The 24,013-nt window shown below is 70.1% G+C and carries 20 protein-coding genes; 8 read left to right on the top strand and 12 right to left on the bottom strand.

Annotated features, from left to right (window positions below):
- Window positions 1-110: 110 nt before the first annotated feature.
- From hrpA to NQ151_RS04540, 3 genes are all read left to right on the top strand, one after another.
- Complete coding sequence (gene hrpA / locus NQ151_RS04530; RefSeq protein WP_257527133.1) at window positions 111-4,073, top strand: ATP-dependent RNA helicase HrpA; 3,963 nt, start codon at window positions 111-113, stop codon at window positions 4,071-4,073.
- A gap of 29 nt (window positions 4,074-4,102) precedes the next feature.
- Complete coding sequence (locus tag NQ151_RS04535) at window positions 4,103-5,050, top strand: quinone oxidoreductase family protein (protein ID WP_257527134.1); 948 nt, start codon at window positions 4,103-4,105, stop codon at window positions 5,048-5,050.
- A gap of 185 nt (window positions 5,051-5,235) precedes the next feature.
- The gene (locus tag NQ151_RS04540; protein WP_257508394.1) at window positions 5,236-6,546 is read left to right on the top strand and encodes an O-acetylhomoserine aminocarboxypropyltransferase/cysteine synthase family protein; all 1,311 of its coding nucleotides are present in this window, start codon (window positions 5,236-5,238) and stop codon (window positions 6,544-6,546) included.
- Between the two features lie 65 nt (window positions 6,547-6,611).
- On the opposite strand, the gene mmsB is transcribed toward NQ151_RS04540, so the two are convergent.
- The 5 genes from mmsB to NQ151_RS04565 form a co-directional block, all read right to left on the bottom strand.
- Window positions 6,612-7,859, bottom strand: a complete 1,248-nt coding sequence (mmsB, locus tag NQ151_RS04545; protein WP_257508393.1) for a multiple monosaccharide ABC transporter permease — start codon at window positions 7,857-7,859, stop codon at window positions 6,612-6,614.
- Window positions 7,860-7,881: 22 nt separating this feature from the next.
- Window positions 7,882-9,408, bottom strand: coding sequence for a multiple monosaccharide ABC transporter ATP-binding protein (gene mmsA, locus NQ151_RS04550; RefSeq protein WP_257508392.1), 1,527 nt, complete (start codon window positions 9,406-9,408; stop codon window positions 7,882-7,884).
- 101 nt (window positions 9,409-9,509) lie between these two features.
- A complete protein-coding gene (chvE, locus tag NQ151_RS04555) occupies window positions 9,510-10,640 on the bottom strand; it encodes a multiple monosaccharide ABC transporter substrate-binding protein (RefSeq protein WP_285169147.1) in 1,131 nt (376 codons plus the stop codon).
- Window positions 10,641-10,705: 65 nt separating this feature from the next.
- Window positions 10,706-11,440, bottom strand: a complete 735-nt coding sequence (locus NQ151_RS04560; protein WP_257527828.1) for an L-ribulose-5-phosphate 4-epimerase — start codon at window positions 11,438-11,440, stop codon at window positions 10,706-10,708.
- 143 nt (window positions 11,441-11,583) lie between these two features.
- The gene (locus NQ151_RS04565; protein ID WP_257527136.1) at window positions 11,584-12,603 is read right to left on the bottom strand and encodes a LacI family DNA-binding transcriptional regulator; all 1,020 of its coding nucleotides are present in this window, start codon (window positions 12,601-12,603) and stop codon (window positions 11,584-11,586) included.
- A gap of 116 nt (window positions 12,604-12,719) precedes the next feature.
- Here NQ151_RS04565 and NQ151_RS04570 point away from each other — a divergent pair, with 116 nt between their 5' ends.
- From NQ151_RS04570 to NQ151_RS04580, 3 genes are read left to right on the top strand one after another with little or no spacing between them, the layout of a single operon-like run.
- Complete coding sequence (locus NQ151_RS04570; RefSeq protein ID WP_257527137.1) at window positions 12,720-13,262, top strand: hypothetical protein; 543 nt, start codon at window positions 12,720-12,722, stop codon at window positions 13,260-13,262.
- Between the two features lie 53 nt (window positions 13,263-13,315).
- Window positions 13,316-14,299: a Gfo/Idh/MocA family protein gene (locus NQ151_RS04575; protein ID WP_257527138.1), complete on the top strand. Its 984-nt coding sequence runs from the start codon at window positions 13,316-13,318 to the stop codon at window positions 14,297-14,299.
- 2 nt (window positions 14,300-14,301) lie between these two features.
- Window positions 14,302-15,168 (top strand): NYN domain-containing protein, encoded by an 867-nt coding sequence (locus NQ151_RS04580; protein ID WP_257508388.1) that lies wholly within the window; start codon window positions 14,302-14,304, stop codon window positions 15,166-15,168.
- Here the strand turns inward: NQ151_RS04580 and NQ151_RS04585 are convergent.
- On the bottom strand, window positions 15,138-15,563 hold the full coding sequence (locus NQ151_RS04585; RefSeq protein WP_257527139.1) for a DoxX family protein: 426 nt from the start codon (window positions 15,561-15,563) through the stop codon (window positions 15,138-15,140). The genes NQ151_RS04580 and NQ151_RS04585 overlap by 31 nt on opposite strands.
- Window positions 15,564-15,667: 104 nt before the next feature.
- Here NQ151_RS04585 and NQ151_RS04590 point away from each other — a divergent pair, with 104 nt between their 5' ends.
- Both NQ151_RS04590 and NQ151_RS04595 read left to right on the top strand, forming a co-directional pair.
- Entirely contained in the window at window positions 15,668-16,927 is a 1,260-nt protein-coding gene (locus NQ151_RS04590; protein ID WP_285891847.1) for a DUF4921 family protein, read from the top strand.
- On the top strand, window positions 16,924-18,030 hold the full coding sequence (locus NQ151_RS04595) for a class I SAM-dependent methyltransferase (RefSeq protein ID WP_257527141.1): 1,107 nt from the start codon (window positions 16,924-16,926) through the stop codon (window positions 18,028-18,030). Before NQ151_RS04590 ends, NQ151_RS04595 begins: the two co-directional genes overlap by 4 nt.
- Window positions 18,031-18,145: 115 nt before the next feature.
- On the opposite strand, the gene NQ151_RS04600 is transcribed toward NQ151_RS04595, so the two are convergent.
- The 6 genes from NQ151_RS04600 to NQ151_RS04625 all read right to left on the bottom strand — a co-directional run bounded on the left by NQ151_RS04600 (window position 18,146) and on the right by NQ151_RS04625 (window position 23,946).
- Entirely contained in the window at window positions 18,146-18,925 is a 780-nt protein-coding gene (locus NQ151_RS04600; RefSeq protein WP_257527142.1) for an ABC transporter ATP-binding protein, read from the bottom strand.
- Window positions 18,922-19,752, bottom strand: a complete 831-nt coding sequence (locus NQ151_RS04605) for an ATP-binding cassette domain-containing protein (RefSeq protein WP_257527143.1) — start codon at window positions 19,750-19,752, stop codon at window positions 18,922-18,924. The genes NQ151_RS04600 and NQ151_RS04605 overlap by 4 nt, the downstream gene beginning before the upstream one ends.
- On the bottom strand, window positions 19,749-20,624 hold the full coding sequence (locus NQ151_RS04610) for an ABC transporter permease (protein WP_257527144.1): 876 nt from the start codon (window positions 20,622-20,624) through the stop codon (window positions 19,749-19,751). The genes NQ151_RS04605 and NQ151_RS04610 overlap by 4 nt, the downstream gene beginning before the upstream one ends.
- Window positions 20,621-21,565: an ABC transporter permease gene (locus NQ151_RS04615; RefSeq protein ID WP_502883554.1), complete on the bottom strand. Its 945-nt coding sequence runs from the start codon at window positions 21,563-21,565 to the stop codon at window positions 20,621-20,623. The genes NQ151_RS04610 and NQ151_RS04615 overlap by 4 nt, the downstream gene beginning before the upstream one ends.
- 36 nt (window positions 21,566-21,601) lie before the next feature.
- Window positions 21,602-23,113, bottom strand: coding sequence for an ABC transporter substrate-binding protein (locus NQ151_RS04620; RefSeq protein ID WP_257527145.1), 1,512 nt, complete (start codon window positions 23,111-23,113; stop codon window positions 21,602-21,604).
- A gap of 80 nt (window positions 23,114-23,193) precedes the next feature.
- Entirely contained in the window at window positions 23,194-23,946 is a 753-nt protein-coding gene (locus NQ151_RS04625; RefSeq protein WP_257527146.1) for a DUF1684 domain-containing protein, read from the bottom strand.
- Window positions 23,947-24,013 lie beyond the last annotated feature (67 nt).

A 24,013-nucleotide genomic window follows, 5' to 3' on the forward strand; every position in this document is an offset into this window, starting at 1 on the left:
TCCCGCAACAGGAGGAATCACCGACACAGGACGATCCTCGCTGAAACGTCCTGCAGCGGTGAGTCCTCCTGTTCTGGGGAGAGACTCCGGCGGGCATACGATGGAGGGCTGTGTCCGCACCAGAACCTGTCATCGCCTACCCGCCCGAGCTGCCCGTCAGCGCCGCGCGGGACGAGATCGCGCGCGCGATCGCCGGCAACCAGGTCGTGATCGTCGCCGGGGCGACCGGTTCGGGCAAGACGACCCAGCTGCCGAAGATCTGTCTCGAGCTCGGCCGCACCCGCATCGCGCACACCCAGCCCCGCCGCATCGCCGCCCGCACCATCGCCGAGCGCGTCGCCGAGGAGATGCAGGTGCCGCTGGGCACGACGGTCGGCTACAAGGTGCGCTTCACCGACGCCGTCTCCGCCGACACCCGCGTGGCCCTGGTCACCGACGGCATCCTGCTCAACGAGATCCACCGCGACAAGCTACTGAGCCGCTACGACACGATCATCATCGACGAGGCCCACGAGCGGTCACTGAATGTCGACTTCCTGATCGGGTACCTCCGGCGCATCCTGCCGCGCCGCCCCGATCTGAAGGTCATCGTCACCTCGGCCACGATCGACCCGGAGAGCTTCGCGAAGCACTTCGCGGCCGCCGACGGCACCCCCGCGCCGATCATCGAGGTCTCCGGGCGCACCTACCCGGTGGATATCCGGTACCGGGCACGAGTGGCGGATGCCGACCCGGCCGCGGCGCCGGCGGAGGGCGCCGATGACGTCGACGCGCTGCTCGGCGCGCTACGGGAACTGGACCGGGAACCCGCCGGCGACGTGCTGGTGTTCCTCCCCGGCGAGGCGGAGATCCGCGACGCGATGGATGCCGTCCGCGGCATGTATGCGAAGGATGCCGCGCCCACCGAGGTGCTCCCGCTGTACGGGCGGTTGTCGTCGGCCGAGCAGCACCGGGTGTTCGAGCGGTCCACCGTGGCGGGCGTCCGGCGCCGCGTGATCCTCGCGACCAACGTCGCCGAGACGAGCCTCACCGTCCCCGGCATCCGCTACGTCATCGACACCGGCACCGCCCGCATCTCGCGCTACAGCGCCCGCTCGAAGATCCAGCGGCTGCCGATCGAGGCGGTCTCGCAGGCCTCGGCGCAGCAGCGCGCCGGCCGCGCCGGCCGCACCTCGGACGGCATCGCGATCCGGCTGTACTCCGAGGAGGACTTCACCGCGCGCCCGGAGTTCACCGAACCCGAGATCCTGCGCACCTCGCTCGCATCGGTCATCCTGCAGATGCTGGCGCTGGGCTTCGGCAACATCACCGAGTTCCCGTTCCTCACTCCGCCGGATTCCCGCGGCGTGAAGGCCGCGTTCGACCTGCTCGTGGAACTCGGTGCGGTACGTACTGCCGGCGGCTCCGGCCCAGCCGCACGCAAGGCCGCCGACGCCGGCAAGGGCTGGAAGCTCACCGACATCGGCCGCGAGATCGCCCGGCTGCCGATCGACCCCCGCTTCGCGCGCATGCTCATCGAGGCGCGGCGGCTGGAGGTCGCCCCCGACGTGCTGGCGATCGTGGCGGGGCTGTCGATCCAGGACGTGCGGGAGCGGCCGGAGGAGCGCCGCGAGGAGGCCGACCGTCTGCACGCCCGGTTCACCGACCCCACCAGCGACTTCCTCACCCTCCTGAATCTGTGGAACCATCTGCGCGAGCAGCAGGCCGAGCTCGGCTCCAGCGCGTTCCGGCGGCTGTGCCGCTCCGAGTACCTCAACTACGTGCGGGTGCGGGAGTGGTTCGACGTGCACCGGCAGCTGCGCTCGCTCACGAACGCGCCCAAGCCGGTCGAGGGCGCCGCCGCCGACCCCGACCGGGTGCACCGCGCGATCCTCGCCGGGCTGCTGTCGCATCTGGGCATCCTCGACACCCGTAGCCAGCCCGCCGCGGCGGTGGCGAAGGGCGTGAAGGCGCCCAAGGGCCGCCCGCGCGCGGAGTACCGCGGCTCCCGCGGCGCCCGCTTCGCGATCTTCCCCGGGTCGGGGCTGCGCAAGGCCTCCCCCGACGCCGTCATGGCCGCCGAACTCGTCGAGACGTCGCGGCTGTACGCCCGCACCGTCGCCAAGGTCGACCCGGAGTGGGCCGAAGAGCTCGCCGGCGACCTCGCGCACCGCACCCTCAGCGACCCGCATTGGTCCAAGGATGCCGGGGCGGCCGTCGCCGCCGAGAAGGTGACGCTGTTCGGGCTCGAGATCGTCCCCCGCCGCCGCGTGCAGCTGGCCCGCATCGACCGGCCGCTCGCGCGGGAGATGTTCATCCGCCACGCGCTGGTGGAGGGCGAATGGAACGTCGCCCACCTCGACAAGCGGCTGACCGCGTTCGAACGGCGCAACCTCGAGTTGCGCCGCCGGCTGGAGAAGATCGAGGAGCGCGAGCGTCGCCGCGACATCCTCGCCGGCGACGAGGCGGTGTACGCGTTTTACGCCTCCCGCATCCCGCAGGACGTGTTCGACGTGCGTTCGTTCGAGACCTGGTGGCGGGATGCCTCTGCGCACAAGCCCCGCCTGCTGGACCTGACCGAGGCCGACCTCGTCGACGATGCCTCGCGCGCCGACGAGCGGGACTTCCCGATGCGGTGGCAGCAGGGCGACCAGGTGCTGTCGCTGGCGTACCGGTTCGAACCGGGCGCCCCCGACGACGGCGTGAGCGTCGTGGTGCCGCTGGCGCTGCTGGCCCAGCTGAAGCCGGACGGCTTCGACTGGCAGGTGCCGGGGCTGCGCGGCGAGCTCATCACGGGACTCCTGCGGGCCCTCCCGAAGGCGATCCGCCGCTCTGTCGTACCGGCGGCTGACTGGGCGGCCCGCTTCGCCGACGAACTCGCCGGCGAAGGCCCCGAATCCCACGACGGCCTCCCCCCGCGGCCGCTGCGCGAAGCGCTGGCCGCCCGCGTGCAACGGGTCGCGAACCAGCCGGTGACGGCGGCGGACTTCGACCTGGAGCGGGTGCCAGGTCACCTGTGGATGTCGTTCCGCGCCGTCGACGAGCGCGGCCGCGCCGTGGCATCCGACCGGGATCTGCGCGCACTCCAGGAGCGTCTGGCCGACCGCGCCCGCGGTGCGGTCACCAAGTCGCTCGCCGCCCCGCGCGGCCCGCGTGCCGGCGCGCCCGCACCGGGTCCCGGCGCTGCCCCGGCCCCGCCTACGACGAGCGGGCCGAGCGCCGGCATCGCCGAGCAGACGGGACTGACGGACTGGACGATCGGCGATCTGCCCGCCCTGGTCGACACGCGGGTCGCCGGCGGTGTCGTCCGCGGCTACCCCGCGCTCGTGGACGAGGGCGCGACGGTCGCGCTGCGCATCCAGGCCACCCCGGAGCGCGCGGAGCGCCTCACCCGCGCGGGAGTGCGCCGGCTGTTGCTGCTGACGGTGCCCTCGCCCGCTCCCTACGTGCTCGAGCACCTCACCGCCCACGAGAAGCTCGCCCTCGCGGCATCCCCCTATCCGTCGGCGAAAGCCCTCATCGAAGACGCGCGCGTCGCCGTCGCGGACGCGGTTCTCGATCGCACGCTTCCCGGCGCGGTCGTCCGCACCGCGGCGGAGTTCGCCCGCGTGCGCGAGGAGTTCTCCCGCACCGTCGTGGACGAGCTGTTCCAGACCGTGGCGCTGACCGCCCGCATCCTGACGGCGGCGCGTGACGTCGAAAAGGCGGTGCGCGGCCAGAACTCGATGACCCTGCTCGCCGCGCTCGGCGACGTCAAGGCGCAGCTGTCCGGCCTGGTGTTCCCCGGTTTCGTCTCCCGCATCGGCGTCGCCCGGCTCGCGCACCTGCCGCGGTATCTGGCCGGCGCGCTCGAGCGGGTCACGCAGCTGTCGGACAACCCGGGTCGCGACCGGCAGCGCCTCACCGACTACGAGCGGATGGCGGCCCTGTACGCCGAAGCCGGCGGCACGATTCCGTTGGCCGAAGACGCTCCGGCGAACCTCGCGCATGCGCGGTGGCTGCTGGAGGAGTACCGCGTGAGCCTGTTCGCGCAGCGGCTGGGCACCGCCGAGTCGGTGTCGCCGCAGCGGATTGGGAAGGCTCTGCGAGGATAGGCACGTCCCCCTAAGGAAGAGAGGCCGCGATGTCCCGCGCGATCGTCTACACCGAGTTCGGTGAGCCCGAGGTCCTGCACGAGATCGAGGTCCCGGACCCGCAGCCCGGCCCCGGTCAGGTTGCGGTGCGCATCCAGGCCGCCGGGGTCAACCCCATCGACGCGAAGCTGCGCGCCGGGCTGCGGGCATCGGCACCGCCGAGCACCGACAAGCCCCGCCGCCTGGGTATGGATGCCGCGGGCATCGTCACCGCGGTCGGCGACGACGTCGACGGGTTCCGCCCCGGCGACCCGGTGGTACTCTCCGGCGTCCAAGGCTGCTACGCCGACGAGGTCGTCGCGGCGGTCGACAAGGTCTTCGCCCGGCCGGCAGCCGTCTCCGCCGCCGCCGGCGCCGCGCTGGGCATCCCGGTCGGGACCGCGTACCAGTGCGTCAGGTCGCTCGCCATCGGCGCGGGCGACACGCTGCTCGTGCACGGCGGGTCGGGCAGCGTCGGCCAGGCGGTCATCCAGTTCGCCCGGATGGCCGGTGCCGACGTGATCGCCACGTCCTCCGAGCGCCGCGCGGACCGCGTCTCCGCCCTCGGCGCGACGCAGGTCACCTACGGCGAAGGCCTCACCGACCGCATCCGGGAGGTCGCCGGCGACTCGCTGACGGCGATCCTCGACTGCGCCGGCACCGATGAGGCGCTGCAGGCCTCGCTGGAACTGCTCGACGACCGCTCGCGCATCGCGACGATCGTGCGCGGACCGGATGCCGCAGGCCTCGGCATCCGCGCGTTCTCCGGCGGTGCGCCGTGGCCGCTGACCGACCAGCAGCAGGCGTGGCGGGTCGAAGCGGTGCCGGTGGCGCTGGCGCTGCTGGCCGTGGGAGCGTTCGACGTGGAGCTCGGCCCCACGCTGCCGCTGTCCGAGGCCGCGCAGGCGCACCGCCTCGTGACCGACGGCGTCGACGGCAAGATCACGCTCGTCCCCTGACGCGCCCGCGCACGTCGCGAGCGTAGGAGATGTGACGGGGGTAGGAGATTCCCCGCGGCATCCGTCCTTCCTTCGCCCCATCTCCTACGCTCATCACGGCCGCGCGCCGCGGGTGCCCCGGCGGATGCCGCAACAATGCGACACACGAACCCGGCTGCTCCGGCACCGGGCGGGATGATGGTGCCATGCCCGACGCTCCGTGTCCCTCGTTCGCGACCGCCCAGGTGCAGGCCGGATACGACCCGGCTGCCGTGCACCACGCGTCGGTGCCGCCGATCTACCAGACCAACGCCTACCAGTTCGCCTCGCTCGCCGAGGCGCGCGACCTGTTCGCACTGCGCCGCGAGGGCAACGTCTACAGCCGCACCGGCAACCCCACCGCCGCGGTGCTCGAGCAGCGCGTGGCGACTCTCGAGGGCGGTGTCGGTGCGGTGTCGGTCTCGTCCGGTCAGGCCGCCGTCGCGCTGGCGCTGCTGACCCTCGCCCGGCAGGGTGAGCACATCGTCGCGGCGCATCAGCTCTACGGCGGCACGATCTACCTGCTGGCGGACACGTTCGCCGACTGGGGCATCGAGGTGACCTTCGTCGACCAGGACGACCCCCAGGCCTGGCGCGACGCGGTGCGCCCGAGCACCCGCGCGTTCTTCGCCGAGACCGTCGCCAATCCCCTCGCCCAGGTGCTGGACGTGCGCACCGTCGCCGACATCGCGCACGACGCGGGCGTGCCACTGATCATCGACAACACCGTCGCCACCCCCTACCTGCAGCGACCCAAGGAGCACGGCGCCGACATCGTCGTGCACTCCGCGACGAAGTTCATCGGCGGGCACGGTGCGGCCCTCGGCGGTCTCGTCGTCGACCTCGGCACGTTCGATTTCACCGCGGATGCCGCGCGCTGGCCGCAGCTGAACACGCCCCTGGCCCGGGTGCCGGGTGCCGCACTCGTCGAGCAGTTCGGCGCCAAGGCCTACCTCACGCTGCTGCGCACGAAGTACTCGCAGGACCTCGGCCCGTCGCTGTCGGCGTTCAACGCGTTCCAGCTGCTGCAGGGGCTGGAGAGCCTCGACCTGCGGATGGCCCGGCACAGCTCGTCGGCGCAGACCGTCGCCGAAGCCCTCGACGCCCACCCCGCCGTCGCCCGCGTGCACCACCCGGGGCTGCCGGCGAGCCCCTGGCACGATGCCGCGAAGCGGTACCTGCCGCGAGGCGCGGCATCCGTCTTCTCCTTCGAGCTGCACCCCGGAACCGACGCAGACGACGACTTCGACCGCGCCGCGGCGCTCATCGACCGACTGCAGGTCGCCCACCTCGTGGCCAACATCGGCGACGCCCGCACGCTCATCGCCCACCCTGCCTCGATGACCCACAGTCACCTGAGCCCCGAGCAGCTGGCTGCCGGCGGCATCTCGTCGGCGACGATCCGCCTGTCGATCGGTCTGGAGGACCCCGTCGACATCGTGCGGGACCTCACCTCGGCGCTGGACGCGCTGCGCTGACACCAGGCACGCCGGAACGACGAAACGCGGCTCCCCTGCAGGGAGCCGCGTTTCGTCGGGTCGGGTCAGTTGCCGGAGCGGCGCTTGTTGTAGACGTCGAATGCGACGGCGAGCAACAGAACGAGGCCCTTCACGACCTGCTGCCACTCGGTGCCGATGCCCATGATCGACATGCCGTTGTTGAGCACACCGATGATGAGGCCACCGATGATCGCGCCGCCGATGGTGCCGACGCCGCCCTGCACCGCGGCACCGCCGATGAACGCCGCCGAGATCGCTTCGAGTTCGAAGCCGTCACCGGCCTTGGGGCCGGCGAGGTTCAGCCGGGCGGTGAAGATCAGTCCGGCCAGGGCCGCGAGCACGCCCATGTTGACGAACAGCAAGAAGTCCACACGACGCGTCTTGATGCCCGACAGCTCGGCGGCGTGGCGGTTGCCGCCGATCGCGTAGATGTGGCGGCCGAAGACGGTGCGGTTCATCACGATGCCGTAGACCAGCACGAGCACGGCGAGCACGATCAGGGTGACCGGGATGCCCTTGTACGACGCCAGCGCCCAGGTGAAGAACCCGATCGCGATGGCGACGGCGACGAGCTTGACCGTCATCCAGACGACCGACTCGACCTCCTGGCCGTACTTCAGGCGCCCGGCGCGGGTGCGCAGCTGCTGCACGACGAGGGCGACGATGGCCACGGCCCCGACGACGAGGGTGAAGATGTCGGGATCGGTCTCACCGAAGATGCCGCTGAGGAACCCGTTGCCGATAGCGCGGTACTCCGTGGGGAACGAGCCGATGTTCTGGTTGCCCAGGACCACCAGCGCGAGCCCGCGGAAGATGAGCATGCCGGCGAGGGTGACGATGAACGCGGGGATGCCGACGTAGGCGATCCAGAATCCCTGCCATGCCCCCACCGCCGCGCCGATCAGCAGCGACAGGATGATCGCGAGCCACCACGGGAGCTGCCAGTGCACCGCGAAGACGCCGGAGACGGCTCCGATGAACGCCGCCACCGACCCGACCGACAGGTCGATGTGACCGGCGATGATGACCATCACCATGCCGATCGCAAGGACGAGGATGTACCCGTTCTGCACGATCAGGTTGGAGATGTTCTGCGGGCGCAGCAGGATGCCGTCGGTCAGGATCGTGAACAGCACCACCACCGCGATGAGCGCGATGAAGATGCCGTTCTTGCCCAGGTCGGAAAGCACCGTCGCCAGCCATCGGGTGAACTTGTTGTCGGCCGGATTCACCAGCGCGCCTGCTGCCTGCGATTCGTTCGAGGTCGGTGGCGTCTGCGTTTGGTTGGACATGATCGTTGTCTCCTGCAGCCCGTCAGCGGGGCTTCTCCATGGTCATCAGCTTGAGGACGGATTCGGGTGTGGCGTGCTCGGCCTGCACCTCGCCGGTGATGCGCCCCTCGGAGAGGGCATACACGCGGTCGGCGATGCCGAGCAGCTCGGGCAGTTCGGAGGAGATCACGATGATCCCCTTACCGGACGCGGCGAGCTTGTTGATGATCGTGTAGATCTCGTACTTCGCGCCGACGTCGATGCCGCGGGTCGGCTCGTCGAGGATGAGCACGTCGGGGTCGGAGTAGATCCACTTCGACAGCACCACCTTCTGCTGATTGCCGCCGGAGAGCTTCCCGGTCTTGACCAGCACGTTCGGCGCCTTGATGTTCATGCTCTTGCGGTACTGGTTGGCCACGGCGAACTCTTCGTTGTCGTTGACCAGGCCCGCTTTCTCCAGCTTGTGCAGCGACGCCATGGAGATGTTCCGCTTGATGTCCTCAATGAGGTTCAGCCCGTACGTCTTGCGATCCTCGGTGGCATACGCGATGCCGTTGTCGATCGCCTCGGCCACGGTGCGCGTCTTGATCTCCTTGCCGCGCATGAAGACGCGGCCGGTGATGCGCGAGCCGTAGCGGCGGCCGAACAGGCTCATCGCGAACTCGGTGCGTCCCGCGCCCATGAGCCCGGCGATGCCGACGATCTCCCCCGCGCGCACCGTGAGCGAGACGTTGTCGACCATGACGCGGGTCGGGTCCTGCGGGTGGTGCGCCGTCCAGTCCTCCACGCGCAGCAGCTCCTCGCCGATCTGCGGCTCGTGGTCGGGGTACCGGTGCTCGAGGTCGCGGCCGACCATGTCGCGGATGATGCGGTCCTCGGTGACCTCGGACTTGGCGATCGTCTCGATCGACTTGCCGTCGCGCAGCACCGTGACGGTGTCGGCGACCTTTTTGATCTCGTTCAGCTTGTGGCTGATGATGATCGACGTGATCCCCTCGTCCTTGAGGTTGAGGATCAAATCCAGCAGGTGGTCGGAGTCCTCGTCGTTGAGCGCCGCGGTCGGCTCGTCGAGGATGAGCAGTTTCACTTCCTTCGACAGCGCCTTGGCGATTTCGACGAGCTGCTGCTTGCCGACGCCGATCTGATTGATCTTGGTCGTCGGGTTGTCCTTCAGACCCACGCGCCCCAGCAGCGTCGCGGCTTCGAAATTCGTCTTGTTCCAGTCGATGAGGCCGCCGGTCTTGCGCTCATTGTTGAGGAAGATGTTCTCGGCGATCGACAGATAGGGGCTCAGCGCCAGCTCCTGATGGATGATCACGATGCCTTTGGCCTCGCTGTCGCTCAGGCTCTTGAACTGCACTTCTTCGCCGGCGTAGATGATCTCACCTTCGTACGTGCCGTGCGGATAGACCCCCGACAGCACCTTCATCAGCGTCGACTTGCCGGCGCCGTTCTCACCGCAGATCGCGTGCACTTCGCCGTTCTGCACACTGAAATTGACGTTAGCGAGCGCTTTGACTCCAGGGAACGTCTTGGTGATGCCGCGCATCTCCAGGATGTTGTTCGTCACGTTCTCCGACTTCCTCGAGGGGTGTGTGATCGGTGGTTGACGACGGTGGTGGGGCGGGTGCCCCACCACCGTCGTCAATCGGTCGGTGGTGAGTCGGACCCTTACAGGCCGAGCTGCTCCGCCTTCCAGTAGCCGGTGTCGACCAGGGCCGACTCGACGTTGTCTGCGACGACCGGCACCGGGCCGAGCAGGTACGACGGCACAACCTTGACACCGTTCTCGTATGTCGTGGTGTCGTTGACCTCGGGCTCCTCGCCGTTCAGCAGCGCGACGGCCATCGCCGAGGCGACCTTCGCCAGCTCGCGCGTGTCCTTGAAGATCGTCGCGTGCTGCTCGCCGGAGAGGATCGCCTTGACCGAGTCGACCTCGGCGTCCTGGCCGGAGATGGTCGGCCACTCTTCGCCGACCGTGTAGCCGGCGTCGGTGAGGGCGCCGATGATGCCGCGCGAGATGCCGTCGTAGGGCGAGAGCACCGCGTCGACCTGCGAGCCGTCGGAGTAGTTCGCCGTGATCAGGTTCTCCATGCGGCTCTGCGCTTCTTCGCCGTCCCAGCGCAGCGTCGCGGCCTGCTCGATGTCGGTCTGGCCCGACTTGACGACCAGCGTCCCGTCCTCGATCAGCGGCTCGAACACGCTCATGGCACCCTCGAAGAAGAAGAAGGCGTTGTTGTCGTCCAGGGAGCCTGCAAACAGCTCGACGTTGAACGGACCGGCTGGCGCGCCGTCGGTCGGGTTGCCTTCCAGGTCGGTCAGGCCCAGTCCGTTGAGCACGGACCATGCCTGCTGCTGTCCGACGAGGAAGTTGTCGAACGTCGCGTAGTAGTCGACGTTCTCGGTGTCGCGGATGAGGCGGTCGTAGGCGATGACGGGAATGTCGCTGTCTGCCGCGTTCTGCAGCACCTCCGACAGCGTCGTGCCGTCGATCGAGGCGATGATCAGCGCCTCGGCGCCCTTGGTGATCATGTTCTCGATCTGCGAGACCTGGGTGGGGATGTCGTCCTCTGCGTACTGGAGGTCGACCTCGAAACCCTGCTCCTCGAGCGAAGCCTTCACGGCATCGCCGTCCTGGATCCAGCGTTCTGAGCTGCGGGTGGGCATTGCGACGCCGATCAGGCCGCCGTCGCCTTCTCCGCCTGCGTCACCGCCGCCGCCGCCGCCGCCCGAACATCCAGAGAGAATGAGGGCGCTTGCGGCGAACGTCGCTGCGGCGAAGAAGATCTTCTTGCTCTTCACTGTCGTTCCTTTCCAGTGGACTGCACTGTCTTGGTGTTTCGTTGTTGACCGTTTGCCCGGTAGGGCTACCGACGGTCGTCGGTGGTCTGGCCGTACACGTTCTGGTACCGGTCGTAGAGCCGGTCGATCGCATCCTGCGGGATCGGGGAAAGTTCCCCGCCCTGCCGGGCCAGATGCACGGTGCGGGCGACGTCTTCCACCATCACCGCGGCCTTGACCGCATCCCGCGCCGTCGCCCCGATCGTGAATGGCCCGTGACCCTGCATCAACACCGCCCGCGACCGGTGCCCGGTGAGGGTGTCCACGATGCCCCGGCCGATGGAATCGTCCCCGATGATCGCGAACGGACCCACCGGCACCTCCCCACCGAACTCATCCGCCATCGCGGTGATCACACAAGGGATCGCCTCACCCCGCGCGGCCCACGCCGTGGCATACGGCGAATGCGTGTGCACCACCCCACCCACCGCCGGCATGTTCCGATACACGAACGCATGCGCCGCGGTATCGCTGGACGGTGACCGGTCACCGCCCGGCGTCCCCGCAACCACGGCGCCGTCCAGGTCGCACAGGATCATGTTCTCCGGACCCAGCTCGTCATACGACACCCCCGACGGCTTGATCACGAACAGATCCGCCCCCGGCACCCGCCCCGACACATTCCCACCCGTCCACACCACCAGCCCGTACCGCACCAACTCGGCGTGCAACGCCGCGACCTCCGCCCGCACCCGCGCGACGGCGACCTCGGTCTTGACGCCGGTGACGTAGCGCTGCTTGCGCTCGGCGTCACTGCCAATTGCCACGGTGGGCTCCCTCGCCGGTTCAACGGTGTCCGATGTTGATCGCGACGGCCAATGTGACCGTTCACATTGGGACGACTATAGCGATGCCGCGCCGGTGCATGTCAAGCAGTCGCGGGTCTCGGCTTGGTAACACCGCGTCAGACGCGAGCGCGCGCCATAGCCGACGCACGCACGACGAGTTCGGGCACCAGCGCGGTGTCCGCGGTCTGCACCGACCCCGCGCTCGCGCCCAGCAGCAGATCCACGCAGCGGCGGCCGAGTTCGGCGAAGTCCTGTCGCACCGTGGTCAACGGCGGCCAGAAATGTGCCGATTCCGGAATATCGTCGAATCCCACGATGCTGATGTCGCGCGGGACGTCGAGACCCTCGTCGCGGATGGCGTGGATGAGCCCGAGCGCCATCTGATCGTTGGAGGAGAAGATCGCGGTGAAATCGCGCACCCGCAGCAGCTCTCGGCCGGCGTAGTAGCCGAATTCGGCGCTCCAGTCGCCCAGGATCGGCGCGGTCGTGGGGATGTCGGCATCGCTCATCTCCTCGAGGAACCCGCGCATGCGCGCTTCGGCCTCGATCCAGTCCTGCGGACCGGCGAGGTGGTAGATGTCACGGTGGCCCAGCTCGATGAGATGCCGGGTGGCCAGACGGGCACCGGCGATCTGGTCGACCGAGAGGGTGTGCCCCGGGTCGAGATCAGTCGACTGCAGCGTGACGTAGGGGATGTCGATGCGCTGTGCGGCCAGCGCCCGGATCACCCGCACCTGCGGGGCGATGACGACGAGCCCCTCGATGGACTGGGCCATCAGGTGCGACAGCCCCGCCGGGATCGACAGCGGGTCGGATGCCTCGACGTTGGCCGTGGACACCCAGTAACCGCGCGCGCGGGCGGCCGACTCGATCGCGGCGATGGACGAGGCGGGACCGTACTGCGAACTGGTGGCGGCGAGGATGCCGATCGTCTGGGAACGGCTGGTCACCAGTGCCCGCGCGGCCCGGTTCGGGCTGAACTGCAGATCGGCCATGACCGACAGCACGCGATCGCGGGTCTCGGGCCGGATGCTGGGGTGGTGATTGAGCACGCGGGACACGGTCTGGTGCGAGACACCCGACAGCCGGGCGACGTCACGGATGCTGGGGCGTCTGCCGCTCGCCTCGTCGGTCATCCCCGCCCGCCTCGCATGTGCACGTTCACATCAATCCGTCCCATTATGGGGGCTCACCCCGCGCGACGCGAGCATTCGCACGTGGGCACGACACACCCCCGGCCTAAACTTCCGGCATGTCGGATCTCGGACGCTTCCTGCCGCTGAGCCAGCGCAAGCCCGGTGACGAGTCGGCCGTCACCAGCGACCGCCGCGCCCAGACCACCGACGTCATCGTCGCGGCGGCGGGCGTGATCGCCGCCGCACCGCCGCAGCAGGCGTCCACCCTCGCCCGTGACTTCCTCACCGAGGCGAGGCTGCGCGAGGATGCCACACCCGACGAACCGGGCCTTCTCGCCCTCGCCGCGCGGGTACGCGACGGCCGCCGCCGCGGCATCCGCTCACTGGCGCACACCGTCCGCGCCTATCTGCTGCTCACCGGCCGCACCGGCAGCGCGCCACATGTGCCGCCGCAGGTCACCGGCGCTGTCGCGCTCTACGCCGCAACGACAGCGCCGCTCCCGCGCCGCGCGGTCGTCGCCGGTCACACCGTGCGAGCCACCGACGACGGGTGGGAGTTCGGCCGCGGCCCCGTGCTCGAAGGCCCGGGCATCCAGATCGCCGCGTTCCTGCTGGCCGTCTCGGAGGTGCCGCCCCGCACGCCGGGACGCAACACGTGAGAGATGCCACGCGTCGAGCCTGGCTGCGGGGCCGCGCCGGGTACGCTCGAAGGATGACCGGACTTCGCTGGGGGATCCTCGCCACGGGCGGCATCGCCCACGCTTTCACAAGTGACCTGCGCACCGCGGGTTTGACCGTCGCCGCCGTCGGCTCGCGCACCGCTGCGTCGGCGCAGCGCTTCGCCGACGAGTTCGCGATCCCTCGCGCGCACGGATCGTACGAGGAGCTCGCTGCCGACCCCGACGTGGACATCGTCTACATCGCGACCCCGCACCCGGCCCACGCCGAGAACGCCATCGCGATGCTCGAAGCGGGCAAGCACGTGCTCGTCGAGAAGCCGTTCACCCTCACCGCCGCCGAGGCCGCTGCCGTGCGCGACGTCGCCCGCCGCACCGGCCTGCTGGCGATGGAGGCGATGTGGACGCGCTACCTGCCGCACATGGTGCGCATCCGCGAGCTCATCGCCGGCGGCGCACTGGGCGAGGTGCGCACCGTCTTCGCCGACCACACGCAGAAGATCTCCACCGACCCGACGCACCGGCTCAACGCCATCGAGCTGGGCGGCGGCGCGCTGCTGGATCTGGGCATCTATCCGATCTCGTTCGCCTGGGACGTCCTGGGCGCCCCGACGTCGGTGCGCGCGGTCGCGCGCCTGATCGACACCGGGGCGGATGCCGAGGTCGCCACGGTCATGACCCACGGCACCGGCGCCGTCTCGACCACCGTGTCGTCCTCGCGCGGCGCGGGTCCCAACACCGCCCACGTGGTCGGCACCGAGGCGCGCATCGACATCGACCGCACCTGGTACGCCCCCACCACCTTCCGCCTGACCGCCCCCGACGGCACCGTGCTCGAGGAGTACACCTCCGAGGTCGACGGGCGCGGGATGCAGTACCAGGCGCTTGCAGCCGAACGCCTCATCGCCACCGGCCGAGTCGACAGCGACGAACTGCCCCTCGACGAGAGCGTCGCGATCATGGGCACCCTCGACGACATCCGCGCGCAGATCGGCGTGCACTACCCCCAGGAGGCATGAGCATGGCCGACCCTCAGCCGGCACGCGTCGCGGTCTATCTCGACTTCGACAACATCGTCATGAGCTGGTACGACCGGGTGCACGGCCGCAACGCGTACTCCCGGGACCGCCAGAAGATCGCCGCCGACGCTTCCGAGCCCGAAGTGGCCGGGCGGCTCGCCGCGGCGACCATCGACGTCGGCGCGATCATCGACTATGCGGCATCCTTCGGGACGCTCGTTCTCACCCGCGCCTACGCCGACTGGTCGATGCCGGTCAACGCCGAGTACCGCGCCCAGCTGGTCGCCCGCGCCGTCGATCTCGTGCAGTTGTTCCCCGCCGCCGCGTATGCCAAGAACGGCGCCGACATCCGCCTGGCAGTGGACGTCGTGGAGGACATGTTCCGCCTGCCCGACCTGACCCACGTGGTCATCGTCGGCGGCGACAGCGACTACGTGCCGCTCGCGCAGCGCTGCAAGCGACTCGGCCGGGTCGTGGTGGGTGTGGGCGTGGCCGGATCCACCGCGAAGTCCCTCGCTGCCGCATGCGACCAGTTCGACTCCTACGACTCGCTCCCGGGAGTCTCCCGCCCGGACCCGACGGAGAAGAAGGACTCCACGCCGGCACGGTCCCGCGCGCGCAAGCGCGTGGTGGACCCGGCGACCGAGCTGCTCGAACGTGCGCTGCGCCTGGAGGGCGTGCGCACCGACGACGAGTGGGTCAACGCGTCGGCGGTCAAGGACCTCATGCGGCGCATGGACCCGTCGTTCAGCGAGAAGGAGCTCGGCCACAAGTCGTTCACCGACTTCCTGCGCGAGTACCCGGCCGTGGTCGAACTGCGCGAAGAGGGCAACACCCGTCAGGTGCGCTTCCACCCCGACGCGCGCTGACGCGACCCCGGGCAAGCGGGGGACGTCGACCACAGCGCCCAGGCGACCAGCAACGGCTGGAAGAACAGCCGCACGAGGCGCTTCTGGTCGGTGTCGAGCCCGAAGCCGTCACGGTGCTGGGTGTACTGGGCGATGTTGCCGGGGAAGACGGCGACGAAGAACGCCGCGAGGGCGGCGCCGATGCGGCGCCGTTCCTTGGGCAGCGCGATGAGCGCCGCCCCGAACGCGGCTTCGACGACCCCGGATGCCACGACCACGCCGTCCTTGTCGATGGGGACCGTCTCGGTGATCCAGTCGGGCACCTGGGCCTGGAACTCCCGGCGAGCCCAGAACAGGTGGCTCAGGCCGGCGAACAGCATGAAGGCGGCCAGCAACCAGCGCGCGACGGTTTTCATGGGGGCAGTCAACTCCACCCCGGCGGGGGCGTCGACGGGTTGACAGGGCACGAGGTTAGGCTGATGGCGTGAGCGATGCCAGGCAACGCCCTCCCCTGCAGCGGATGCCGGACGGCACGGTCAAACAGGTCGGTCCGCTGACCGGTACTCGCGTGTGGACCGTCCCCGGCCGCGCTGGGCGGCCCCTGTTCACCCCGCGTGAGGACGTCGTGCAACTGGCCCCCGGCCAGGAACGACGACTGTGCGCGTTCTGCGAGGACCGGTACCTGGAGACCACGCCCGAGAAGGTGCGCCTGGTCGGGCCCGACTTCCAGCAGCTGCGGCGCATCCCGGCCCGGGAGCTGTCCGACACCGTCGCGGAGTTCCGCCGCTTCGGCAACCTGTTCGAGATCGTCTCGGCCGAGTACTGGCGCGAGAACCACGGGTTCCGCCAGCCCACGCAGGTCGTGCAGTGGGCGCAGGACTACCTGGCCGACCCCGTCGGACGGCAGCATCTGGAGTACCTCGCTGCGATCCGCGCGCGGGCCTCTGGCACGCCGCAGAGCCTGGAAGAGGCGGCGCTGGATCTGGTCGGCGGGTCGCACGACGTCATCGTGGCGCGCCGTCACGTCACCGACGGCGCGCGGACCGACGACGAACTGGCATCCTCGGGGCTGCTCACACCCGACGAGCACGCCGTCTACATCGCCTTCACGGTGCAATCGCTGCAGGAGATCCTCCGGGCCCAGCCGAACGCCGCGTACGTCGCCGTCTTCCAGAACTGGCTGCGCGCCGCCGGCGCCTCGTTCGAGCATCTGCACAAGCAGCTGGTCGCGATCGACGAACCCGGCCCGCAGCTGGACCACGAGCTGCGGATGCTGTCGGCCGATCACGGCCTGTACCAGCACGCGATCGCCGACATGTCGGTGCAGGAAGGGCTCGTCGTGGCCGCGACCGACGGTGCCGTGGCGTTCGCCGGCGTCGGGCACCGGTACCCGGCGTTCGAGGTGTACTCCACCTCCCCCGCGAACCTCCCCCACGAGCACACGGGCGCCGAGGTGCGGGCGATGTCCGACCTGGTGCACGCGCTGCACGCCGCGACCGGGCCGCACGTGCCGACCAATGAGGAGTGGCACTACCGGCCGCCGGGGGCGCCGTGGCCCATGCCGTGGCGGGTCGTGCTGAAATGGCGCACCTCCAACCCGGCCGGGTTCGAGGGCGGCACCAAGATCTACGTCAACACGATCGACCCGTGGGAGTTGCGTCGACGCACCGTCGCGCAGCTGCAGCAGTTGCGCGACGCGGGCCGCATCGCCGACGGCATCCGCATCGGTGACGAATGCACCCCCGCGGACAGCCGCCTGCGCTACGCCGAGGACGCATGATCGACCTCGATTCGCTGCGGCGTTGGCCGGACGTCGAGGATGCCGGTTTGGGGGCCGTCGACGCCGCCGACCGGCTGCTGTTGGACGAATCCGCCGCGGCGCGGGCTGCGGCCGGTGACGGTGAGCTAATCGTCATCGGTGACGCGTACGGCGCGCTGGCGCTGGGTGCAGCCGACGCGGGCGCGAGCGGCATCCGCGTTCACCAGGATGCCGTGACCGGGGAGCAGGCCCTCGCGGCCAACGCCGCCACGTTCGGGCTCGCCGACCGGGTGCGGTCGCTGCCGCTGGAGACCGAGTTGGTGCAGGACGCGCGGGTGGTGCTGCTGCGGCTGCCGCGGTCGCTCGCGGCACTGCGCGACACCGCCGGACTGGTCGCGGCGCACGCGCACCCCGACGTCGTGGTGTTCGCCGGCGGCCGCATCAAGCACATGTCGCTGGCGATGAACGACGTGCTGCGGGAGTACTTCACCCGGGTGGATGTGACCCACGCACGGCAGAAGGCGCGGGTGCTGGTGGCCCGCGGACCGCATGACGGCGCGGACCCGGTGCCCGCCCGCGAGCGGCACGACGGACTCGTGGTCTGCGCCTACGGCGGCGCGTTCGCCGGCGCCCGCATCGACATCGGCACGCGGCTGCTGCTGGCACACCTGCCGCAGGTGCTTCCCTCCGGAGGGCTCGTGGTGGACCTGGCCTGCGGCACCGGGGTCATTGCGGTGACGCTGGCGATGCGGCATCCGTCCCTGCAGGTGTACGCGTCCGACGCGTCGGCGGCTGCGGTGGCTTCGGCGCGCGCGACGGCGAATGCCAACGGTGTGGGCGACCGGGTGACGGTCGTCCGCGACGACGCGCTGTCGGCGCAGCCCGACGGGTCGGCGGCGTTCGTCGCGCTCAATCCGCCGTTCCACAGCGGCGCGGCCGTCACCGATGCCCTGGCCCCGCGGCTGTTCGCCGATGCCGCACGGGCGCTGCGCCCCGGCGGGGAACTGTGGTGCGTTTGGAACTCGCCGCTGCGCTACCGCCCCGCGCTCGAGCGTCTCGTCGGCCCCACCCGGCAGGTCGCCCGCGACGCGAAGTTCACCGTGACGGTCTCCACCCGCCGCTGACCCGCCCGCCCGCCCGCGCCACAACTTCGGAGAACGCCACAACTTCGGAGCCACAACCCCGATCCGCTTTGAAAACCCGCCGATCTCCGAAGAACCGGCACGCGGCCACCCGGGCTCAGACCGGCAGGCGCGGGACGGATGCCAGCAGGCGGCGGGTGTACGGATGCTCGGGTGCGGTGAGCAGGCGCTGGGTCGGCCCCTCCTCGACGATCCGGCCGGATTCCAGCACCGCCATCCGCCCGCACAGCGCCGACACGATCGTCAGGTCGTGGGAGACCAGCAGCATCCCGATCCTCTGCTCGCGCGCCAGGCGCTGGAACAGTTCGATCACGTGCATGCGCACCGAGGTGTCCAGCGCGCTCACCGGCTCGTCGGCGAGGATCAGCCGGGGCCGCGGCGCCAAGGCGCGTGCGATCGCGATGCGCTGCCGCTGGCCGCCTGAGAAGGCCTCGGGGTAGCGTTCGGTGGCATCCACCGGCAGATCCACCGCGGCCAGCAGCTCCGCCACCCGCGCGTCACGCGACTCCCGGTCGCCGGCAAGACGCAGCGACCGCAGCGGTTCGGCGATCGACTCCCCCACCGTCATGCGAGGATCCAGCGACGAGAACGGGTCCTGGTACACCGGCTGCACCGCGCGGCGGAAGTCCCGCATCGTCGCCGCCGACCGCAGCTGCAGCGGCCGCCCGTCGAACAGCACGCGCCCGCCCGTCGGCGCCGCGAGCCCCAGCAGCAGCCGCAGCAGCGACGTCTTGCCCGCACCGGATTCGCCCACGAGGCCGAGGCTCTCCCCCGGCGCGAGCGCCACCGACACCTCGCGCAGCACGGGGGCATCGCGCCCGTACGCGAAGGTCACGTTCTCCGCCGCGAGGAGCGGCGTCTGCTCGGCAGCCGTCATGCGCCCAGTCCTTCGCTCGCGCGCGGCAGGAAGTCGTCGAGCCGGCGGGATGCCGCGACGAGCTTTGCCGTGTAGGGGTCGGCCGGCGCGCCGAGGATCCGCGTCGTCTCCCCCAGCTCCACCTGCCGACCGCCGCGCATCACCAGCACACGGTCGGCGATGCCCGAGACGACGGGCAGGTCGTGGCTGATGAAGATCAGCGCCATGCCCCGTTCGGTGACTTCGCGCTGCAGCAGGTCCAGGATGCCGGCCTGCACCGTGACATCCAGCGCGGTGGTCGGCTCGTCGGCGATGAGCAGCTGAGGGCCCGCCGCCAGGGCCAGCGCGATCGCGACGCGCTGCCGCTGCCCCCCGGAGATCTCATGGATGTACGACCGCGCGATGCGCTCCGGGTCGCTCAGCTGCACGTCGGCGAGGGCGTCGAGCACGCCGCGGCGCAGCGCATCGCCGCGCAGCCCGCCATGGTGGGCCAGCGGCCACGCCACCTGCTTGCCGACCCGCATCAGCGGGTCCAGCGACGACAGCGGCTCCTGGAACACCGCGCTCATCGTCGCCCCGCGCACCTTGTCCAGTCGCCGCGACGGAGTGCCGACGACCTCCACCTCGCCGCCGGCGGTAGCAACGCGCACCGAGCCGCGCGCGACCAGCGGGTGCCCGAGCAGCCCCAGCACCGCCAGCGCCGTAAGGGACTTGCCCGAGCCCGACTCGCCGATGATCCCGAGGCGCTCCCCCGGCTGCAGCACGACGTCCACCGCGTGTACGAGATCGACCGGGTCCGGCCCGTCGATGCGCACGCCCAGGCCCGCGACGCTCAGCAGGGCGCTCATCGGATGCTCCGCGAGGTCGGGTCGGCGACGTCCCGCAGGCCGTCGGCGAGCAGATTGACGCTGATGATGAGGGCGACCAGCAGGATGCCGGGGAGGATCGCGGCGGTCGGGGCGACCAGCACCGTGCTCTGCGCTTCCTGCAGCATCCGCCCCCACGACGCGTTGGGCGGCGGCGACCCGAGCCCGAGGTACGACAGTGACGCCTCGGCGCCCACGGCGCCGCCGAACTGCAGCGCGAGCGGCACGATGAGCGTGGGCCAGACGTTGCGCAGCACGTGCAGGCGGATGATGCCGAACACCCCGGTGCCGGACGTGCGCGCCGCGGTGACGTAGTCCATCGCCAGCACCCGGGTGGCGGTGATGCGGGTCAGCCGGGCGATGATCGCCGCCCCCGCCAGCCCGATCGCGAGGATCGCCGACTCCAGCGACGCGCCCCGCCAGGCCACGATGAGCATCGCCAGCAGCAGCGTCGGGAACGCGATCGCGATGTCGAGCAGGCTCGAGATGGCATCGTCCACCCAGCGCCGGGCAATCGCGGCGGCAAGTCCCAGCGTGATCCCCACGATCGCGGCGATCGCGACCGAACCGAACCCCACCGCGAGGGCCAGGCGCGCCCCGATCATCAGCTGCGTGAACAGGTCGCGGCCGAGGCGGTCGGTGCCGGCCCAGTGCTCCAGCGACGGCGGCTGCAGCCGGTCGCCGGTGGTGTCGTCGTACGCGAACGGCGTCCAGAATACCGAGACCAGGCCGATCACGGCGATCAGGCCGAACAGCGCGGCGCCGACGGCGAGGTTGACCGACCGGCGCACGCGGCGACGGGCGGCCGGGACGACGGATGGCGTCGCCGCTTCGGGCAGGGTCGTCGCGGTCATGCCACGGCCTTCGCTCGCCGGTTGCCGGAGATGGAGCCCCGGAGCCGCGGGTCGATGATGCGCTGGAGCACGTCGGCGATGAACCCCAGCACCAGCACGAGGGCGGTGGAGAACAGCAGCACGCCCTGCACGCTCGGGAAATCCTGCTCCTTGATCCCCACCAGCAGCATGTCCCCCAGCCCCGGCAACGCGAACACACGCTCGATGATGACCGCCCCGACGAAGGTCGTGGACAGCTGGATCGCGAGGATCGAGATCAGCGGCACCACCCCGTTGCGCACCCCGTGGCGCAGCAGCGCGGTGGCGAAGCTCTGGCCGGAGGCACGCGCGGCGCGCAGGTACTGCTGTCCGAGGATGTCCAGCGTGGCGCTGCGGACGTAGCGGGCCAGGTCGCTGCCGGCGACCAGCGCGATGGTCAGCACCGGCAGGGTCAGCGAATACAGCGCGGCCCCGGGGTCCTCCCAGTCGGTGCGGGGGAAGCCGCCGGCGGGGAAGATGCGCCAGCCCAGCGACAGCACCGCCACGAGCAGGATGCCGACCCAGAACACCGGCACCGCCCCGCCCAGCTGCGACGCGGCCGAGAACGCGGTGCCGTACCAGGTGCGCGACTTCCACGCGGCGAAGAAGCCGACCGGCACCGCGATCAGCACCGACAGCGTGAACGCCAGCAGCGTCAGCGGCAGGGTCACGTTCAGCCGCCGCAGGATCTCGTCACCGACGGACAGGTGGTTGGTGAACGACTGGCCGAGGTCGAACGACAGCAGCTGCCCGATGTAGGCGAAGTACTGCTCGTGGATCGGCCGGTCCACCCCGAGGCGCGCGGCGGCCGCGGCGATCTCGGCATCCGTCGCCCCGACCGAGATCAGCGCGAACACCGGATTTCCGAGTACCCGCAGCACGACGAACAGGATTGTCACCGCCAGCGCGAACGCCAGCAGCAACAATCCTGTTCGTCGAAGCAGGTACCGGGTGATTTGCTACGCCTTCGTGATGTCGTACACGTAGAACAGTGAGTTCAGTCCATTCTCCGGCACGCCGGTCACCCCTTCCGCCGCGATGCGCAGCTGCGGGTTGAGGTACAGCCACACGCTCGCGGCGTCGTCGGAGATCTGCTGGTTCGCCTGGGCGATCAGTTCGGTCTGCTCTTCGACCGAGGATGCCGCCTCCGACTGGGCCAGCCAGTTCTGCACGTCGGCGTTGTCGTAGCCCCAGTAGAAGTCGGGGTTGCCGTAGAAGTTGATGTCGCGGTCGTTGACGTGGCCCTGCAGGGTCGCCTCGAAGTCCTTGTCGGTGTAGACCTTCTGGTACCACTCGTCATCGGTGATGATGTTGATCTCCACCGTCACGCCGACCTTCGCCAGCTCCGACTTGAGGAACTCCGCCACCGTGGAGTGCACTCCGGAGTCGGGGGTGTCGATGGTGAACGTGAACCCGTCGGCGTAGCCGGCATCCGCCAGCAGCTGTTCTGCCAACTGCACGTCGTAGGGGTTGTTGTCGGCGAGGTCCAGGTACCACGGCTCCGACGGCGGCACCATCGAGCCGATGAGCTCACCGCGGCCGTCCCAGATCGCGTCGAGCAGCTTCTCGCGGTCGATCGCGGAGTAGATCGCCTTGCGCACGTTGGCGTCGTCGAACGGCGCGAGCCGGTCGTTGAACGCGAGCAGCTCCTTCGTGGTGGAGGTGCCCTCGATGATCTCGAACCCGGCGGCTTCGAACTCGCCCAGGCTGTCGGGGTTGGACTGGCTGGTGACCAGATCCACGGCGCCGGTCAGCAGCGCGTTGTTCAGTGCGGTCGGGTCGGCGTAGTACTGGTAGACCACACCGCCGTTGGCGGGAGCCTCGCCCCAGTAGTCCTCGTTGACGTCGAGGGTGATCGAGTCGCCCTTGCGGTAGTCGGCGAGGGCGTAGGGGCCGGTGCCGTCGGAGGAGGTGGTGAGATCCCCGGCATCCTCGTTGACGATCCACACATAGCCGAGGTTGTAGGTGAAGCTGATCGACGGCTGCTTCAGCGTGACGGCGACGGTCTGGTCGTCGACGACGTCGATGTGGTCGATGACGCTCAGCTGGCTCTTGCGCGCGGCGATCGACTCCTCGCCCACGAAGCGCTCCAGGCTGTACTTCACGTCCTCGGCACTGAGCTCTTCGCCGGAGTGGAACGCGGCGTCGGCGAGGGTGAACGTGTAGACCAGGCCGTCCTCGGACACCTCGGTCTCGGCAGCCAGGAGCGGCTCGACCTCGGCGTCGTCGGTGATGCGGAACAGGCCCTCGTACACGTTGCCGGTGAACACCTCGGTCACACCCGACGAGCCGCCGAAGATCTGGTCGAGGTTGGTGGGCTCGTTCTGCGAGCCGACCACGATCTCCGCGGCGGTGGCGTCGTCGCCGGAGGAGTCGGCAGACCCGCCCGACGCGCAGCCGGCCAGGACGAGCAGACCGGCGGATGCCGCGGCGGACGCGGCGAGGATTCGATTTGGGCGGCGTGAGGTCACGTCGGGTCCTTTGCTGTGAAGTGGTGCGGCTCGGCGGCCCGGGACGGCGCCGTGTTCAAGATGTTGGGGTGTCGCGGAGGTCAGAGGGTGAAGCCGTCGGCGAAGCGCACGCGCTTCTCGCCCGCGCGCAGCGCGAACGGCAGCCGGTTCTGCAGCGGCGGCAGCGGACAGTTCATCTGGTTCGAGAACCCGCAGGGCGGCACGGTGGCGCGGTTGAAGTCGATCGTGATCGGGATGCTGTCGCCCGGGCGCAGGGTGCCGCCGGAGGCGGGGTGGTCCAGCACCAGGAAGCGACCAGCACCGTAGGTCTCGGCCCCGTTGGTGCGGTCTCCGAACACCAGCTGCAGGCTGGCGGTGCCGCCGTAGACGGTGTCGAACGCGCTCAGGCGGTACTCGGTGCCGTCGACGGTGAACACGAGATCCCCCGAGACGGGCAGACCCCGCGTGGCACCGGCATCCCGGATGTGCTCGAACGGCACGACCCGCTGCTGGTCGACGAGTTCGAACCGGCCCTCGAGCACCCAGGCGGGGTCGTAGGGGTAGCGCTCGATGTCTTCGAACGCCAGGTTCGCCGGGGAATCCTGACGCCAGATGCGATACGCCTCCTGGGGCAGGCCGGTCTCGATATCGGTGCGCTGCAGGCGCGTGAACAGCGCGGACGCCGGGTGACCCTCACGGGCGACGGCCTCATCGACGGGCGGCTCGCCCGGAGCGGACCAGTGCGTGAGCACGAGCGAGAGCGCCCCGTGCGGCGCGGTCACCGTCTTACGACGGGCGCGCACCCATTCGGCGTGGGTTTCGGGCTCGGTTGTGATCGTTTCAGTGCTCACCATGACAGGTAATCAAACGTGGCGACGGTTGAGAAATTCCGTTGCCGACTGTTTCTTTGCCGCGGATTGT

Source organism: Microbacterium sp. zg-YB36 (assembly GCF_024623575.2).
Classification (GTDB): domain Bacteria; phylum Actinomycetota; class Actinomycetes; order Actinomycetales; family Microbacteriaceae; genus Microbacterium.

Coding starts and splice junctions, on each gene's coding strand:
- mmsB (WP_257508393.1), bottom strand. CDS start 7,859: ATGTCCAACCAAACGCAGACGCCACCGACCTCGAACGAATCGCAGGCA.
- NQ151_RS04625 (WP_257527146.1), bottom strand. CDS start 23,946: ATGGTGAGCACTGAAACGATCACAACCGAGCCCGAAACCCACGCCGAA.
- NQ151_RS04570 (WP_257527137.1), top strand. CDS start 12,720: ATGTCGGATCTCGGACGCTTCCTGCCGCTGAGCCAGCGCAAGCCCGGT.
- NQ151_RS04580 (WP_257508388.1), top strand. CDS start 14,302: ATGGCCGACCCTCAGCCGGCACGCGTCGCGGTCTATCTCGACTTCGAC.
- NQ151_RS04535 (WP_257527134.1), top strand. CDS start 4,103: ATGTCCCGCGCGATCGTCTACACCGAGTTCGGTGAGCCCGAGGTCCTG.
- NQ151_RS04590 (WP_285891847.1), top strand. CDS start 15,668: ATGCCGGACGGCACGGTCAAACAGGTCGGTCCGCTGACCGGTACTCGC.
- NQ151_RS04540 (WP_257508394.1), top strand. CDS start 5,236: ATGCCCGACGCTCCGTGTCCCTCGTTCGCGACCGCCCAGGTGCAGGCC.
- NQ151_RS04600 (WP_257527142.1), bottom strand. CDS start 18,925: ATGACGGCTGCCGAGCAGACGCCGCTCCTCGCGGCGGAGAACGTGACC.
- NQ151_RS04595 (WP_257527141.1), top strand. CDS start 16,924: ATGATCGACCTCGATTCGCTGCGGCGTTGGCCGGACGTCGAGGATGCC.
- NQ151_RS04585 (WP_257527139.1), bottom strand. CDS start 15,563: ATGAAAACCGTCGCGCGCTGGTTGCTGGCCGCCTTCATGCTGTTCGCC.
- NQ151_RS04605 (WP_257527143.1), bottom strand. CDS start 19,752: ATGAGCGCCCTGCTGAGCGTCGCGGGCCTGGGCGTGCGCATCGACGGG.
- NQ151_RS04575 (WP_257527138.1), top strand. CDS start 13,316: ATGACCGGACTTCGCTGGGGGATCCTCGCCACGGGCGGCATCGCCCAC.
- NQ151_RS04565 (WP_257527136.1), bottom strand. CDS start 12,603: ATGACCGACGAGGCGAGCGGCAGACGCCCCAGCATCCGTGACGTCGCC.
- NQ151_RS04610 (WP_257527144.1), bottom strand. CDS start 20,624: ATGACCGCGACGACCCTGCCCGAAGCGGCGACGCCATCCGTCGTCCCG.